Source organism: Sphingomonas sp. 179-A 2A2 NHS (assembly GCF_045371305.1).
Lineage (GTDB): Bacteria > Pseudomonadota > Alphaproteobacteria > Sphingomonadales > Sphingomonadaceae > Sphingomonas.
The window spans coordinates 313,849-329,109 of sequence record NZ_JBIQDE010000006.1 but is presented as its reverse complement, the minus strand read 5'-3'; the positions used below and the strand labels follow the sequence as shown (position 1 = coordinate 329,109).

Annotated in this window: 12 protein-coding genes and 1 tRNA gene; 4 read left to right on the top strand and 9 right to left on the bottom strand. The window is 67.3% G+C overall.

Annotated features, from left to right (window positions below; translation table 11 throughout):
* Positions 1-11: 11 nt before the first annotated feature.
* Positions 12-755 (top strand): RNA methyltransferase, encoded by a 744-nt coding sequence (locus ACH0AE_RS15310; RefSeq protein WP_406875856.1) that lies wholly within the window; start codon positions 12-14, stop codon positions 753-755.
* 12 nt (positions 756-767) lie between these two features.
* Here the strand turns inward: ACH0AE_RS15310 and ACH0AE_RS15305 are convergent, their stop codons facing one another.
* From ACH0AE_RS15305 to ACH0AE_RS15280, 6 genes are all read right to left on the bottom strand, one after another.
* A complete protein-coding gene (locus ACH0AE_RS15305) occupies positions 768-1,502 on the bottom strand; it encodes an SDR family oxidoreductase (RefSeq protein ID WP_406875855.1) in 735 nt (244 codons plus the stop codon).
* A 28-nt stretch (positions 1,503-1,530) separates the two neighbouring features.
* A tRNA-Phe gene (locus ACH0AE_RS15300) sits at positions 1,531-1,606 on the bottom strand.
* A 29-nt stretch (positions 1,607-1,635) separates the two neighbouring features.
* Positions 1,636-1,806: a DNA gyrase inhibitor YacG gene (locus ACH0AE_RS15295; protein ID WP_406875854.1), complete on the bottom strand. Its 171-nt coding sequence runs from the start codon at positions 1,804-1,806 to the stop codon at positions 1,636-1,638.
* 32 nt (positions 1,807-1,838) lie between these two features.
* Positions 1,839-2,621, bottom strand: a complete 783-nt coding sequence (locus tag ACH0AE_RS15290) for a DUF1134 domain-containing protein (RefSeq protein WP_406875853.1) — start codon at positions 2,619-2,621, stop codon at positions 1,839-1,841.
* Positions 2,622-2,774: 153 nt separating this feature from the next.
* Positions 2,775-3,206, bottom strand: a complete 432-nt coding sequence (locus tag ACH0AE_RS15285) for a hypothetical protein (RefSeq protein WP_294442555.1) — start codon at positions 3,204-3,206, stop codon at positions 2,775-2,777.
* 85 nt (positions 3,207-3,291) lie between these two features.
* On the bottom strand, positions 3,292-6,483 hold the full coding sequence (locus tag ACH0AE_RS15280) for a helicase-related protein (protein WP_294442556.1): 3,192 nt from the start codon (positions 6,481-6,483) through the stop codon (positions 3,292-3,294).
* A 117-nt stretch (positions 6,484-6,600) separates the two neighbouring features.
* Between ACH0AE_RS15280 and ACH0AE_RS15275 the strand changes: the two genes are divergently transcribed.
* The 3 genes from ACH0AE_RS15275 (at position 6,601) to ACH0AE_RS15265 (ending at position 12,231) form a co-directional block, all read left to right on the top strand.
* A complete protein-coding gene (locus ACH0AE_RS15275; RefSeq protein ID WP_294442557.1) occupies positions 6,601-7,869 on the top strand; it encodes a YihY/virulence factor BrkB family protein in 1,269 nt (422 codons plus the stop codon).
* A gap of 71 nt (positions 7,870-7,940) precedes the next feature.
* Positions 7,941-9,752, top strand: coding sequence for a DUF885 domain-containing protein (locus ACH0AE_RS15270; RefSeq protein ID WP_406875852.1), 1,812 nt, complete (start codon positions 7,941-7,943; stop codon positions 9,750-9,752).
* Between the two features lie 130 nt (positions 9,753-9,882).
* Positions 9,883-12,231, top strand: coding sequence for a PAS domain S-box protein (locus ACH0AE_RS15265; protein ID WP_406875851.1), 2,349 nt, complete (start codon positions 9,883-9,885; stop codon positions 12,229-12,231).
* A 7-nt stretch (positions 12,232-12,238) separates the two neighbouring features.
* Here the strand turns inward: ACH0AE_RS15265 and ACH0AE_RS15260 are convergent, their stop codons facing one another.
* The 3 genes from ACH0AE_RS15260 to ACH0AE_RS15250 are packed head-to-tail and all read right to left on the bottom strand — an operon-like array spanning position 12,239 to position 15,247.
* Positions 12,239-13,252, bottom strand: coding sequence for a Gfo/Idh/MocA family protein (locus ACH0AE_RS15260; protein WP_294442559.1), 1,014 nt, complete (start codon positions 13,250-13,252; stop codon positions 12,239-12,241).
* 7 nt (positions 13,253-13,259) lie between these two features.
* On the bottom strand, positions 13,260-14,228 hold the full coding sequence (locus tag ACH0AE_RS15255; RefSeq protein WP_294442621.1) for a zinc-binding dehydrogenase: 969 nt from the start codon (positions 14,226-14,228) through the stop codon (positions 13,260-13,262).
* An 11-nt stretch (positions 14,229-14,239) separates the two neighbouring features.
* Complete coding sequence (locus ACH0AE_RS15250; protein WP_406875850.1) at positions 14,240-15,247, bottom strand: UDP-glucuronic acid decarboxylase family protein; 1,008 nt, start codon at positions 15,245-15,247, stop codon at positions 14,240-14,242.
* Positions 15,248-15,261: the final 14 nt, after the last annotated feature.

Genomic DNA, 15,261 nt, shown 5'->3' with positions numbered 1-15,261 from the left:
AGGCGCACCGCATGACTGCCACGCCCGACACCAAGCCCGTCATCGTCCTCGTCCGCCCGCAACTGGGCGAGAATATCGGCAAGGCCGCGCGCGCAATGCTGAATTTCGGGCTGACCGAGATGCGCCTCGTCGCGCCGCGCGACGGCTGGCCGAACCCCGCGGCAGGGCCGGCAGCGTCAGGCGCGGACATCGTGCTTGCCGGGGCAAAGGTCTATGAGACGGTCGCCGAGGCGGTGGCCGATTGCCCGAACGTCTACGCGACGACGGTGCGCAAGCGCGGCATCACCAAGCCGGTAGTGACGCCGGAACAGGCCGCCGCCGAGATGCGCTCCGCGGCGGGGCGGAGCGCGATCCTGTTCGGGCCCGAGCGATCTGGGCTGGAGACCGACGACGTGGCGCTGGCACGCACCATCCTGACCGTGCCGATCAATCCAGAGTTCGGCAGCCTCAACCTCGCACAGGCGGTGATCCTCGTTGCCTATGAATGGTCGAAGGGCGAGACGCTGGTGTCGCCGCCCGAGGTGGCGCTCGATCCGCCGGCGCCTCAGGAGGAACTCGACGGCATGATCGGGCAGCTCGACGCGATGCTGGAGGCGGCGAATTTCTTTTTTCCGCCGGATCGCACGCCGGCAACGCGGCGCACGCTGCGCACGCTGCTGACCAAGCCGGGCTGGACGAGCCAGGAAGTGCGCACGATGCGCGGGGTACTCTCCGCCCTTGCCGGCGCGAAGGCGAAGCGCGGGTCGCCCAGCTAAGGGCGACCGCCCTCAGAAATGGGCAAGATAGCCGCCGTCGACCGCCAGCACTTGCCCTGTGACATAAGAAGCGGCGTCGGACGCGAAGAACAGCACCGCGCCGACGATTTCCGCCGGCCGGCCCCAGCGGCCGAGCGAAGTTCGCCGTGCGAGATGCTCCGCGACGCCGGGGTCATCCACCATCGCGGCGTTTGCTTCCGTCGCGAAATAGCCCGGTGCGACGGCGTTGACGGTGATGTCGCGCGGGCCGAGCTCCGCCGCGAGCGCGCGCGTCAGCCCTTCTAGCCCAGCCTTGGACATGGTGTAGGCCGCGTCGCCCGAGCGCGCGATCTGGCCGGCGATCGAGCTGATGTTGATGATCCGCCCGCCGGCAGGCAGGCGCGGGGCGAGCAGGCGCGCGAGGTCGAACGGCGCCGAGAGGTTGATCTCGAGCAGGTGGCGCACCGCCGCGCGATTGAGGTCAGCGATTGGGCGGCGATCGCGGTGACCGGCGTTGTTCACCAGGATGTCGATTCGGGGGACGCCAGCCAGCGCAGTGGCGGTGGCGGCTTCGTCCGTGAGATCGAAGGCCAGCATCTCTGCGGAGCCACCGCGCGCGCCGATCTCATCGGCAAGCGTCCGGAGTTCGTCGGCGCGGCGACCGTGGAGCAGGACATGGGCGCCCGCGCGCGCAAGGCCGAGCGCGATCTCGCGCCCCAGCCCGCCGCTCGCGCCGGTGATGAGCGCGACCTTGCCGTCAAACGTCATGCGGGAGAGGTAATGGCAAGGGAGAAAGTGGTGCCCAGGGACGGGATCGAACCGCCGACACTGCGATTTTCAGTCGCATGCTCTACCAACTGAGCTACCTGGGCACACCGGCGTTGCGGCGGGAGCGGTCCCCCTAATCGGGCTCGCGGCGGCTGTCCAGCCCATCCGGATCGATCTCTCGCCCCGGAATGCGATAACCGTCGCTGAGCCACTGCAAGAGGTCGCGATCCTTGCAGCGGCGCGAGCAGAAGGGCGCATGCTCCGGCACGGACGGCGCGCTGCAGATCGGGCATTTGCCGGGCATGGGGAATTATCCGGTGCAGGACGAAAGGCGCGTCAGAACGGCAGCCAGTTCGATTTCTGGGTGAACTTCATATAGCCAACGTTGACGCCCGCGCGGTAGCCGACGCCGAGCCGCACCGGGATCAGCACCACATTGCCGCGGCGCAGATACGTCGCCGCAAATCCGCCTACGAAATAGAGCCGCCCCTCCGCCGCCGGGAAGCGGCGATAGAGATCAGCGGTATCGTAGAGGTTGTAGACGAGCACGAACACCTTGTTCGCGTCCCCGCCGACGTCGAAGCCCACCGACGGGCCGGTCCAATATACCGGCATCTGGCCTTCGACCTTGTGGGTCATGACGCCCGAACCGTAGCGCACGCCAAGCACGAAGGCGCCGGCCGCCTCGCGGCCCGCGATATAGGCGTTCGGTTCGCCCTGTTCGCTGAGGATCTTCTCGATGATCGAGGCGAATCCCTCGGCACCCTTGCCGAATACGCCCTCGCCAGCGCCGATCAGATCGTCGCGCTTGAAGGTGGCGGCGGCCTGGGTCGTCGCCTCGGGCTGGGGCGGCGGGAGCGGCGCGCGCGACGCATCAGCCGCCCGATCCTGCGGCGGCGGCGGCGGCGGCGGCGGATCGACCGGCGTATCGTCGGTATAGGTCGGTTCGCGATAGGTTTGCGCCGGTGCGCGCGGCTGCGGCGGTGGTGGCGAATTGGTGGTGGAAAGATCGCCGTCGATCGGCTGGTTAGGATCGATCGTCCGCACCTGCGCCGGCGCAGCGCCGGTCAGCACCGTCGCCATCAATCCAACCGCTATCAACAACTTGCGCATGGTCATTCCCCCGCAGGCGCGCCTCGATCAGCCATGATAGCCGCAGCGCGGCTGTCGCGGCAATGAACGGTGCGCCGATCCGAATCTTTGCCGCGCTGGAATGACTCACGAACGGCAGACCGCCCGCGACAGAATCGGGGGGATGGGGACGCCGGTGCGCTACGAAATGCGGTCGCCGCCGCTGCCTTCGGTATTGCCGCCGTGCGCCTCCGGCATCGGAACCGTGGCAAGGCCGCTGACATTGGGGGAGCCGTGCAGGCCAGCATCGATCTCGCGATCGAACACCCCGGCCTCGACCTGCTCTCGCATCTTGGCGAGGTACGCCGCGAACCGATCGGCCGGCACAAACACTGTCGTCTGACCATCGATCGTGAGCGGCGCGCCGCCGGGGAGGTGCGGCGAGAAGGCCACCAGATCGCCATCCCGGCTGAACCATTCGTCGGATGCGCCCGCCCGGCCATCGCCCCAGGCTTTGGCGGCGCGATCAATCTGGGCAAGCACCGGATCGCGCAGCACACGCGTGTCGGTGGCGCCGGTGGCCGCATTGCGGATGGTACCGGCAACGGTCGAAACGAAATCGTCGAGCGACATAAACTTTCTCCTGCCTTGTCGATCAGACGCGCCAACGCGCTGATGGTTCAACACTTTTGAGCCGGCATGCGCGAGGACGCGTCGTTCAGGCGGCGAGTTCGTCGAGCAGCGCCTCCAGCCGGGTGAGCCGAGCCGCCGCATCCTCGATCCGCTCGGCGAGAAGCAGGCGATCGCCCTTCTTCACCAGCCCGGCCGCATCGCCATCGCCGGTGAAGTCGCGTCGCGGCGTCAACGCGATCGCCGCGGGCCCCGAATCGATGCGGGCAATGCCGAGTGCCCGCGCCGCGCCGCGGATCCGGGCAAGCGCGAGCAGGCGCGCCGCTGCGTCGGGAATGGTGCCGAAGCGATCCTCCAGCTCGTCCTCCAGCGCGTCGACCTCCTCCGCGGTTTCTGCGCGGGCAAGGCGGATGTAGAAAGTGACGCGAAGTTCGGGATCGGGGATCCAGCTTTCCGGCAGCTGGCCGTCGATGCCGAGGTGAAGCTCCGGCGTCCAGCGCTCCACCGTCTCGCCGCGCGCGGTGCGCAGCGCTGCTTCCAGCAGATGCTGGTAGAGATCGATCCCGATCAGCTTCATGTGCCCGGCCTGCGCTTCGCCCAGAAGATCGCCCGCGCCGCGCATGTCGAGATCGCGGGCGCTGATCGCGAAGCCTGCGCCGAGGCGGTCGAACGCCTCGAGCGTACGGAGGCGCTTCAGCGTGTGGGGCGCGATTTCCTTGTCCGGCTCTGTCAGGAGCAGGACCTGGCCGCGACGGCTGCTGCGGCCCACCCGGCCACGCAGCTGGTGGAGCTGGCTCAGGCCGAAGCGATCCGCACGCCAGATCACCATCGTGTTGGCGCGCGGCACGTCCAGCCCGGCCTCGATGATATTGGTGGCGAGCAGCACGTCGCCGTCGCCGCGGCTGAAGCGTACCATGGCCTCGTCGATGTCGGCCGCCGGCATTTTGCCGTGCGCCTGGATGATCTCGAGTTCGGGCACCAACGATTCGAGGAGGGCGCCAAGCGGCTCCATGTCCTCGATCCGGGGCACGACGACGAAGCTCTGGCCGCCACGGCTACGTTCGCGCAGCAGCGCGGCGCGGACGGTTTCCTTGTCGAATTCGCCGACCACCGTGCGGATCGGCTGGCGGCGCGCAGGCGGCGTGGCGATGACCGAGAGCTGCTGGATACCAATCAGTGCTCCCTGCAGCGTACGCGGAATCGGGGTGGCACTGAGCGTCAACACGTGGCCGGCGCCAAGCTCGCGCAGCCGTGTCTTGTCCGCCGTGCCGAAGCGCTGCTCCTCGTCGATGATGACGAGCACCAGATCCTTGTAGGTGACCCCCTTTCCGGCCACCGCGCCGGTGCCGATCACGACCTGGATCGACCCATCGGCAAGGCCAGCCTTCACGCGCTTCTTTTCGGCCGCGCTGGACAGGCGCGACAGGCCGGCGACCGTGATATCGGTGCCCTCGAACCGCTCGGTAAAATTCTCCAGATGCTGGCGGGCGAGCACCGTCGTGGGTGCAGCGATCGCGACCTGGCTTCCGGCGAGCGCAGCAAGCGCAGCGGCGCGGAGCGCGACCTCGGTCTTGCCGAAACCGACGTCGCCGATCACCAGCCGGTCCATCGGTTTGCCCGAGGCAAGATCGCCGCGCACCGCTTCTATCGCGCGCGCCTGATCGCGCGTTTCGCTGAACGGAAAGCCGCTGGCGAAGCGTTCATAAGCGGCAGGATCGGGATCGAGCACAGGCGCGGTCTGACTGGCGCGCTCCGCGGCAAGTTCGGTCATGCCGCGCGCAGTTTCGGCGATGGCGGCGTCGATCGCGGTGCGGCGCTTTTCCCAGCTTGCGCCGTCGAGCCGATCGAGACTGACCGCATCGGCATCCGCACCGTAGCGCCACAGCCGGTCCGCCTCCGCCACCGGCACCAGGCGAACGCCATTGTCGGCATAGGTGAGGACGATCGCGTCGCCCGGCGCATCCTCTCCGGTCTGCGGCATCGGCTCGAGCCCAGTAACGATACCGATGCCGTGGTCCTCATGCACGACGACATCGCCGATGCGGATTTCGGCAAGGCCGAACAGTGCCGTGTCCGCCGGGCCGGCATGCGCGTCATCGCGATCAGCGCGGCTGCCGAGCAGATCAGCGGCGGCGATGGCAACAACACCATCGACGCGGAAACCGCGGTCTACGGCTGCCTCCAGCGACATCAGCGTGCCGGCTGGCGCAGCGCGAGCCTCGCTCCAGCTGGCGACCTCGCCCACTTGCATCTTCAGCGCGCGCGCGATGCGGCGGCGCAGGAAGCGCAGATCGCGCGCGCTGCCGAGCAGGATGACGCGCTCGCCCTCCGCCAGTGCGTCGCGGGCAAAGCGCGCGAGGGCGCGCAGCGGCGATTTCCCCTCGACAAAGCGCGGCGGCGGATCGCCGGCACCGCTGAGTGGCAGTATGGCGCGATCCGACGCCACTGTACGCCAGCGCTTCTCGTCGACGATGGCGCGAAGTGCCCGGCGCGGGCGACGGCGTTCGGCATCGGCGGCGAGCGCAAGAAAGCGGCGGCGACGCTCCTCCGCGGCGGGCTCGATCGCGAGCATGGCGCCTGGCAGGTGGTCGAGCAGCGGGGCGCCCGCGCCGTCGGTCGCTGGCTCCGCGACACGGCCCAGCTCTTGCACCTCGCGCTCACCGGTCGTGCGCTGATCGGCAGCGTCATAGGTGCGGATCGAGACAATGCGACCATTCTCCGCCTCGATGCGGATCGGTTCCTCGGCATCGGCGGGATAGACATCGAGCACCTGCCCACGGAGCGCGACCTCGCCGGGCTCGTCGACGCGCTCGTCGCTGACGTAGCCGGCTGCGACCAGCTCGTCGAACAGTTCCTCCAGCACCACCGGCGCGTTCAGGGCGACGCGCGGCGGAGCAGCTTGGAAGGCGTCCGGCGCGGCATAGGCGCGGGCAAGCGCTTCCCCGGTGGTGACGCAGGCGATGTGCGTCCGATCCGCAGCATGGCGGAGAGAATGAATGCGACGCAGCGCCGCGACGCGCTGACCGACGTTTGCGGGCGACGCCGGCGCCTCATCGCCCGGCAGCGCATCGCTCCCGGGGCAGAAGACGACCTCGGCAGATGTCATTGCGGCGAGCGCACGCGCGACGGCGATGGCCCGCGCCTCGTCCTTGGCAGCCACCATCACGTCGGCCTGCTCCAGTGCATCGGCAACCAGCGCTGCGACCCCCCCGACCGGTAGGAGCGGCGCCTGATCGATGGGAGCAAGCGCCCGGGCGGGAAGAGCGGTGGACGCCGGCATCAAGCATGTCTCCAAGCGGGGGGAGCTTGCCAAACGAGCGTTACGGATGGCCGTTCCGGCGGCGGATCGGAACGTCCCGGCTGTCGGCTTGTTCGGTTGGCCGGGAGTTTCAACGACATGCCGCCACAACCAACGCCGCAGCACCCGCCGGAAACGCGCGACACCAACACGCATGGGCACCATGCGGCTACACCGTGGGCGATCCCGGCGGGGGGCTGGAAGGACGTGGTGCTGCGCAGTTGGCGCGAGGCGGGGCAGGACAATGTGAGCCTGATCGCGTCAGGGGTCGCCTTTTGCGCGGTGCTTGCGATCGTCCCGATGCTGGGCGCGATCGTGCTCACTTATGGCTTGGTGGCCACACCCCAGACGGTGCTGGAGAATGTCCGTTCGCTGGCGTCGGTGATGCCGGCGGACGCCGCGCGGCTAATCGGCGAGCAGCTCGCGAACCTCGTCAACGGAGCGGACGACAAGAAGGGCATCGGCCTCGTCATCGCGCTGGGCATCGCGCTGTACGGCGCGATGAAGGGTGCGAGCGCGATCATCACCGCGCTCAACATCGCTTACGACGAGGAGGAGACGCGCGGGTTCGTGGCGCTGAACCTGCTTGCGCTCGCTATTACCGTCGGTGCGCTCATCCTCGCATTGCTGGCGATCGTATCGGTGACCGCGCTGGCGGCGCTGGAGACGCTATTCCCCAACGCGCCGGGCGTGTTGCTCGTGCTCGGCAAGATCCTGTCCTATGTGGTGATGGCTGGCGTCGGAGCGGCTGCCACTGCCACGCTGTACCATTTCGCCCCCAACCGTGACGGGGCGAAATGGCGATGGCTGACGCCCGGATCGGTGCTCGCGGCGGTCAGCTGGCTGATCATGACGCTTGGCTTCGGTTTCTACGTGGCGAATTTCGGCAGCTATGATGCAACCTACGGATCGCTAGGCGCGGCCATCGTTCTGCTGACCTGGCTCTACCTTTCCGCCTATGTCCTGCTGCTGGGCGCAGAGTTCAATTGCGAGCTCGAGCGCCAGACGGTGCGCGACACGACGACCGGGCCGGAACAGCCGATGGGCCAGCGCGGCGCCTATGCGGCTGATACGGTGGCTGGCGATGGCGACGAGCCGGTGGCGCCCACAGGCGGCCTGGCGGGGCCGCGGGAGGGTTCACCGCCGCCGCGGACGCCCGTGGTTCGCGGCTTTGCCGTAAGCCGCCTGACGGCCGGCGTCGCCGCACGCAGTGGCGGAGCGCGGCTCGGGACGCTGCCGCCCGCGCTGGCGACGATCGGCCTCGCCCTGCTGCGGCGGCGCAATCGCGCGGCGCTGGGCAGCGTGCTGCTGATCACGGCGAGCGGGCTTGCATGGTTCGGGAGCGATCCGGCGCGCGAACGAGACTGAGCGCGCACCGGGAACGCAGTTGCACGCAGAGACGCGGCGGGCGAGAAGCGGGAATTCCGTTGGAGATCCCCATGCGTCTTGCTCTCTCGCTGTTGTTGTTGCCGATCATGCCGTTGGCCCAGGGAAGCGCCCCCCCGCCGATCCAGGCGCCGCAGCCCGGCGCGCAGGACAAGGCGCTGCTGGCGTTCCTCGACAAGGCGTTCGACGAACAGCTGGCGCTGAGCCCGGAATCGCAGACTCAGCTTGGCTTCAAGACCAATTATGACAAGCTGGACGACTATACCGATGCCGCATCCCAACGCTCGCTGGCCCTTGCAGAACGGCAGCTGAAGGAGATGCAGACCCGCTTCCGCCCGGAGCAGCTGGGGGAGAATGCGCGCGTCAGCTACCGCCTGTTCGAGCATGAGGTGCAGCGGCAACGGGAGTCTGCGCGCTTCCGCAAGCTGCGTTTCCCGGTGTCGACCAACGGCAGCCCGGCGGGTGATATTCCCGTGCTGCTGATCAACAACCACAAGGTGGACAGCGTCGCCGACGCCCAGGCGTATATCGCGCGGCTGCGCGAGACCGAGCGCGTGATGCGCGAAGTGACCGCCACGATGCGCGAGCAGGCCGCCGCCGGGATCATCCCGAACAAGGTGAATTTCGCGCCGGCCCGGGCGGACGCGCGCAAGGTGATCACCGGCGCGCCGTTCGACAATGGCGCGGATTCGACGCTGCTCGCCGATTTCCGCAAGAAGGTGGACGCGCTGAACGCGTCGGCCGCGACCAAGCAGAAGCTCATCGCCGACGCGAGCGCCGCGCTTACCGGTCCGTTCAAGCGCGGCTATGACCTGCTGTTCGTCGCGCTGGACGAGATCGAACCGAAGTCGACCGGCAATTATGGTGCGTGGAGCCTGCCCGACGGCGCGGCTTATTATGCCGATCGGCTGAAGGCATCGACCACCACCGATCTGACCGCGGACCAGATCCACGATCTCGGCCTCGCCCAAGTGGCGGCGATCCGGCAGGAAATGAAAGCGATCAAGCGCGAAGTGGGCTTCAATGGCACGCTGGAGCAGTTCTTCGACAAGATCCGCACCGATCCGACGCTGAAATATCCGAATACCGAGGCTGGTCGGGAGGAATATCTGCGCGATGCGCGCGCGGTGATCGCGGCGGTGATGGCGGATGCGCCGAAATATTTCCGCGTGCTGCCCAAGGCGCCGCTGGAAGTGCGCGCGGTAGAGAAGTGGCGCGAGGGAACGGCGTCGACCGCCTTCTACAACTCGCCGTCCGCCGACGGATCGCGCCCCGGCATCTATTACGTGAACTTGGTCGACATGAACCAGACGCAGAAGGTGCAGGTCGCCGGCATCGCTGCGCACGAAGGTGCGCCAGGCCACCATTTCCAGATCGCGCGCCAGCAGGAGCTGGCCGACATGCCCAAGTTCCGCAAGTTCGGCGGCTATGGCGCGTTCATGGAAGGCTGGGGCCTGTATTCCGAGAGGCTGGCCGACGAGATGGGCATCTACAAGGATCCCTATTCGCGCTTCGGGATGCTGTCGCTGCAGGTGTGGCGCGCGATCCGGCTGGTGCTGGATACCGGCATCCATTCCAAGCGCTGGACCCGCGAGCAGGCGATCGCCTATTTCAAGAACAACAGCTCCGTGTCGGACACCGATATCGCGCGCGAAGTCGACCGGTATTTCAACTGGCCGGGCCAGGCGACGAGCTACATGGTCGGCCAGCTGAAGATCGCGGAATTGCGCAAGAAGGCCGAGACCGAACTCGGCCTCAAATTCGACATCCGCGACTTCCACGAAGCGGTGTTGAGCCAGGGCGCGCTGCCGCTCGACGTGCTCGAGGAACAGGTGAATCGCTACATCGCTGCCAAGCGCGGGTAGTCGTCGGAAAGGGTGGAGCAATCAACGACATGAAATGTTGATCCTGTACCCGGGCAGACGGCGTTTGCCCGGGCGAAGAAATTAGGCCATCGCAGCGCGAGCGCCACTCGCCGCGCCGTACAGGAACGACATGCTGACCAACGGTGCGGAGCCCTTTCTGAGCGGCGGCGGGGAACTGGCGGAGCGGATCGCCGCATTCGACTGGGCCAAAACGCCGATCGGCCCGATCAGCAGCTGGCCCAGCGCCATGAAGACGACGCTGGCATTCGTGCTTCACTCGCCTGTGCCGATCGTCACCCTGTGGGGCGACAAGGGCGTCATGATCTACAATGACGACTATCGTCAGTTCGCCGGCGGCCGGCATCCGTCGCTACTTGGCACCAACGTGCTGGAAGGCTGGCACGAGGTGGCGGACTTCAACGCGAATGTGATGCAGAAGGTGTACCGCGAGGGCGGCACGCTTTCCTACCGCGACCAGGAACTGACGCTGATCCGTGACGGCACGCCCAAGGTGCTGTGGACGGACCTCGAATATTCCCCGGCCTTCGACGAAGCAGGGCAGCCGATCGGCGTGGTCGCGGTCGTCATCGAGACGACCGATCGCGTACTGGCGAGCCGCCAGATGGCGAACGACCGCGACCGGCTGTGGTCGATCTCGCGCGATCTGCTGCTGGTGTGCACGCTGGACGGGATCATCACCGCGGTGAATCCCAGCGCCACGCGCATGCTGGGCTGGAGCGAGGACGAGATGGTCGGCCGGCCGCTCGCGAGCTTCATCCATCCCGAGGATCTTGGCGAGACCGCCGGCGAACTGGATTCGCTGAGCCGCGGCGTCACGACGCTAGCGTTCGAGAACCGCTATCGCACCAAGGCGGGGGACTATCGGCTGCTCGCCTGGACTGCGGTGCCGGATGCAGGGCGCATTCACGCCGTCGGCCGCGACATCACCGAGGAGCGCCAGCTTGAGCGCGATCGCCAGCGAATCTGGACGCTGTCGCCAGTGCTGAAGGTGGTGGCCGACGTCACCGGCCGGATTGCCGACGTCAATCCATCCTGGACCAGCGTTCTGGGGTGGGGCCGTGAAGAGACGCTGGGCCGGCGCACGACGGATTTCATCATCGAGGATGAGGCGGCGTGGGAAGAGCGCGTGGCGCAGCTGACTGCGGGTACGCCGCTGCTCGAATATCAGACGGTGATGCGCTGCAAGGACGGCAGCCAGCGGATCATCAAGTGGAGCACGGTGCCAGAAAACTGCACCTTCTATGGCTTCGGCCGTGACGTGACCGCGGAGGTGGAGGCGGCCGCGACGCTCGCGGAGACCGAGGCGGCACTGCGGCAGGCGCAGAAGATGGAGGCGGTGGGCCAGCTGACTGGCGGCATCGCACATGACTTCAACAATCTGCTGCAGGGGATCACCGGCAGCCTGGAAATCGTGCAGCGTCGCGTGGCGCAGGGGCGGCTTGACGAACTGGACCGGTTCATCGCCGGCGCATCGGCCGCCGCCCAGCGTGCCGCGGCGCTGACCCATCGGCTGCTTGCCTTCTCGCGCCGCCAGCCGCTCGATCCGCGGCCGGTGCGCGCGAACGCGCTGATCGCATCGATGGAGGACATGCTCCGCCGCACCATCGGCGAGCGGATCAAGCTGGACCTGGTGCTCGACAGCGAGCTGTGGACGACGAAGTGCGATCCGAACCAGCTGGAAAGCGCGATCCTCAACCTCGTCATCAACGGCCGCGATGCGATGCCCGATGGCGGCACGCTGACGATCGAGACCTGCAATGCACACCTCGACAGCAGCTACGCCGCGACGCAACGCGGGGTGAAGCCGGGGCAATATGTCTGCATCTGCGTCACTGACACCGGGATCGGCATGGATGCCGACACGATGGCCAAGGCGTTCGAGCCGTTCTTCACGACCAAGCCGATTGGCCAGGGCACGGGGCTTGGCCTGTCGATGATCTACGGCTTCGCGCAGCAATCGGAAGGCTATGCCAAGATCTACAGCGAGGTTGGCCAGGGGACGACGTTCAAGCTGTACCTGCCGCGCCACCGCGGCGAGGAGGAGGAGCATGAGCCGCTGCCGCAGCTGACGCAGGACCATCACGCCGACGACGGTGAGGTAGTGCTTGTGGTGGAAGACGAAGCGGTGGTGCGAAGCCTGATCGTCGAGGAACTGCAGGAGCTCGGCTATCATGCGATAGAGGCGGATGACGGGCCGTCCGGGCTGGAAATCCTGCAATCCGACCAGCGGATCGACCTGCTCGTCACCGACATCGGCCTGCCGGGGCTGAACGGCCGCCAGATGGTGGATGCCGCGCGGGAGCAGCGCCCGGGGCTGAAGGTGCTGTTCATGACCGGCTATGCAGAAAATGCCGCGCTCGCCTCCGGCTTCCTCGAGCCCGGCATGGAGATGATCACCAAGCCGTTCGCGATGGAAGCGCTCGCCACCCGGATCCGACAAATGCTGGAAGCTTCCTGACCGCCGGTCAGGCGGCGGCGTAGATCCGGTCGAGCACGTCGGCCACGTCGACGAGGCGCTCGGCCGCGGGATCAAAGCGAGCACCTGACGCAAGACGTGTTGCCCAATCGGCAGCGGCGCGCCCACCCCATTCGTCGGGCGGGCTGGTCAAAAGCTTCGTCGACGTGCCGCGATAATGCTCCGCAGTGAAATCGTAGAAAGAGCCGTTCACGTTGCGCAGCGCAGCGCCGCCCTCGGTGCCATAGAAAGTCGCGCCGATTTCCGCCTCTCGTCCCGCGTGGAGCCGCCACGAACAAGCGAGGCGTACGATGGGGCCATCCGCGAGCCTGAAACTGGCGACGGCGAAATCCTCCACAGCATTGGCTTGCAGAGGCTGACCTTTGGCGGTGAGCCAGGCATCGACCTTGCTCTCGCTCGCAGGGAAATCCATCGCCCAGAGCGCCAGATCGACGAGGTGAACGCCAAGGTCCATGACGCAGCCGCCACCCGACAGCGCGCGATCGTAGAACCACGGCTTGTCCGGGCCGTAAGCGTTGTGAAACACGAGATCGATCGCGTGGACGCGCCCGAGGGCGCCGCTGCGCACCAGCTGGGCAATGCGCTCCATGCCGGCGGTGAAGCGGTACGACAGGTCAACCGCCAGCAGGCGATTAGCGGTGCGAGCCGCATCTAGAACGGCGCGCGCTTCCGCAGCATTACGCCCGAGCGGCTTCTGGCAGAACACGGCGGCCCCGGCCTCGAGCGCACGGATCGATTGTTCGGCGTGCAGCGCGCTTGGCGTGGCGATGACGAGTCCGTCGAGGCCGAGCGCCAGCATCTCGTCAAGCGACGCGCAGATCGCCGCATCGGGCGCGAGCTTGGCGGCTTCCTCGCTCATCTCCGGGGAGGGATCGCTGATCGCTGCCGCCTCGACGCGACCGGTATCGCAGATCGCCCCCATGCGGTGGCGCCCGATCCATCCCACGCCAAGGAAGCCGATGCGCGGTCGGGCGGTTGCAAGCGCGGGCGCGCGGCGTTCCATCACAGCCTCAACCATAGGTCACCAGCGCCTTGACGAACCCGTCCGGCTTGTCGCGGGTCGCGTCCAAAGCGTCGCCGACTTGTTCGAGCGGATAGACATGAGTGTAGAGCGGCGTCGGATCGAGCCGCCCCGACGCGACCGCGTCGACCGCCTCGCGCAGCCCGCGAAGGCACACCGCCGGATCGCGTTCATGCGCGTTGATCACGTCGATCCCCTTCCAGTTCCACGCCTGCATGTTCACCTGGCGCGGGCCGTCCTGGTGATAACCCGCGATGACGAGCCGGCCGCCCTCGCGCACCAGCTCCGCCGCGAGATCGAGCGGCCATTGCTTGCCCACCGCCTCGATCACGCGATCACAAAGCCGGCCGTCGGTCAGCTGTTTCACCTGCTCGATGATCGCCCAGTGATCGTCCATCACGATCGTCTCGGCGGCGCCGAAGGAACGGGCGAGATCGAGCGAAGACTGGCGACGTGAGATCGCGATGACGTGCGCGCCGGCGTCACTCGCCAGTTTGGTCAGCACCGCACCGAGAAAGCCGATGCCGATGATCGCGACCTGCTGGCCAGGCTGAATGTCACTGCGACGAAAGATGTTGAAAGCGCAGCCGAGCGGCTCGCCGGGGAAGGGCTGCCCATCGAGTTCGGGGGGCAGCGCGACCAGTGAGTCGGCACGTGCGAGATCATATTCGGCGAAGCTGCGGCCAGATAACGTTGCGACGCGGTCTCCCAAGGCGACATTCGCAACGCCCGGGCCGAGCGCATCGACGATGCCCCAGCCCTCATGGCCGAGCCCGCCGACCTCTCCGGGATAGGTCAGCCATTCGAGTCCCGCCCACGGCTCGAGGTTCGAGGCGCAGACCCCGCATCCTTCAAGCCGGACGCGCACCTCGCCTTCGCCCGGCTGGGGCAGCGACGCCGCCACGATCCGCATGTCTCCCGGCGCGGACAGCTGCGCCGCCCGCATCGTCTCCACCATGTCCGCCACGCTTACTCCGCTGCTTCCGAAAGGCCGACCGGCGCGGCGGCGCCAATCTCCTGCGCGAACCATGCCGCGGTCCGCGCCAGACCATAGTCGACCGGCACCTTGGGCGCCCAGCCGAGCACCGCCGAGGCACGGCTGATATCCGGCCGACGACGGCGCGGATCATCCTGCGGCAGTGGCTTGTAGACCACCCTGCCCTCCGTGCCGACGATGCCGAGGATGCGGTCGAGCAGATCGTTGACTGTCAGTTCGGTCGGGTTGCCGAGGTTGACCGGCTCCAGCCCGTCGATGTCGCTTTCCATCAGCGTCATCAGCCCATCGACCATGTCGCTGACATAGCAGAAGCTGCGCGTCTGCGTGCCGTCACCATGGATCGTGATGTCCTTGCCCGACAGTGCCTGGCAGATGAGGTTGCTCACCACCCGGCCATCGTCCGGATGCATGTTCGGGCCATAAGTGTTGAAGATACGCGCAACGCGCACCTCGACGCGGCCGAGGCGCGCATAATCGAACGTCAGCGCCTCGGCGGCGCGCTTGCCTTCGTCATAACAGGCGCGCGGGCCAGTGCAGCTGACGGCCCCGCGATAGCCCTCCTGCTGCGGATGCACTTCCGGATCGCCATAGACCTCGCTGGTCGAGGTGAGGAGGAAGCGTGCGCCGGCCTGCTCCGCGAGGCGCAGCAGATGGTGGGTGCCGACGACATTGGTTAGCATCGTATGTTCGGGATCGGCCTGATATTGCGGCGGCGAGGCCGCGCAGGCTAGATTGTAGATCCGCGTGATGCGCCGCGTGGCGGCGGTGATCTCGGCCGGCAGGGGCCGGGTGACATCCGCCTGGACGAAGCGGAGATTTGGCAGCGATTCCAGCAGGCGCAGGTTCGACGGCCGCGCCGTCTGCAGATTGTCGAGGCAGATCACCTCGTGCCCCTGTTCGACCAAGGCGCGGCAGAGGTGCGAGCCGATGAAGCCGGCCCCTCCCGCAACGAGGACGACGTCGCGCTTCCCTTCTTCCATCCCGTGATCCTCTT

What these genes read in the sequence shown, in the direction of transcription:
- ACH0AE_RS15265 (WP_406875851.1), top strand. Translation starts at nt 9,883, where the DNA reads ATGCTGACCAACGGTGCGGAGCCCTTTCTGAGCGGCGGCGGGGAACTG.
- ACH0AE_RS15250 (WP_406875850.1), bottom strand. Translation starts at nt 15,247, where the DNA reads ATGGAAGAAGGGAAGCGCGACGTCGTCCTCGTTGCGGGAGGGGCCGGC.
- ACH0AE_RS15285 (WP_294442555.1), bottom strand. Translation starts at nt 3,206, where the DNA reads ATGTCGCTCGACGATTTCGTTTCGACCGTTGCCGGTACCATCCGCAAT.
- ACH0AE_RS15270 (WP_406875852.1), top strand. Translation starts at nt 7,941, where the DNA reads ATGCGTCTTGCTCTCTCGCTGTTGTTGTTGCCGATCATGCCGTTGGCC.
- ACH0AE_RS15310 (WP_406875856.1), top strand. Translation starts at nt 12, where the DNA reads ATGACTGCCACGCCCGACACCAAGCCCGTCATCGTCCTCGTCCGCCCG.
- ACH0AE_RS15305 (WP_406875855.1), bottom strand. Translation starts at nt 1,502, where the DNA reads ATGACGTTTGACGGCAAGGTCGCGCTCATCACCGGCGCGAGCGGCGGG.
- ACH0AE_RS15255 (WP_294442621.1), bottom strand. Translation starts at nt 14,228, where the DNA reads ATGGTGGAGACGATGCGGGCGGCGCAGCTGTCCGCGCCGGGAGACATG.
- ACH0AE_RS15260 (WP_294442559.1), bottom strand. Translation starts at nt 13,252, where the DNA reads ATGGAACGCCGCGCGCCCGCGCTTGCAACCGCCCGACCGCGCATCGGC.
- ACH0AE_RS15295 (WP_406875854.1), bottom strand. Translation starts at nt 1,806, where the DNA reads ATGCCCGGCAAATGCCCGATCTGCAGCGCGCCGTCCGTGCCGGAGCAT.
- ACH0AE_RS15280 (WP_294442556.1), bottom strand. Translation starts at nt 6,483, where the DNA reads ATGCCGGCGTCCACCGCTCTTCCCGCCCGGGCGCTTGCTCCCATCGAT.
- ACH0AE_RS15275 (WP_294442557.1), top strand. Translation starts at nt 6,601, where the DNA reads ATGCCGCCACAACCAACGCCGCAGCACCCGCCGGAAACGCGCGACACC.
- ACH0AE_RS15290 (WP_406875853.1), bottom strand. Translation starts at nt 2,621, where the DNA reads ATGACCATGCGCAAGTTGTTGATAGCGGTTGGATTGATGGCGACGGTG.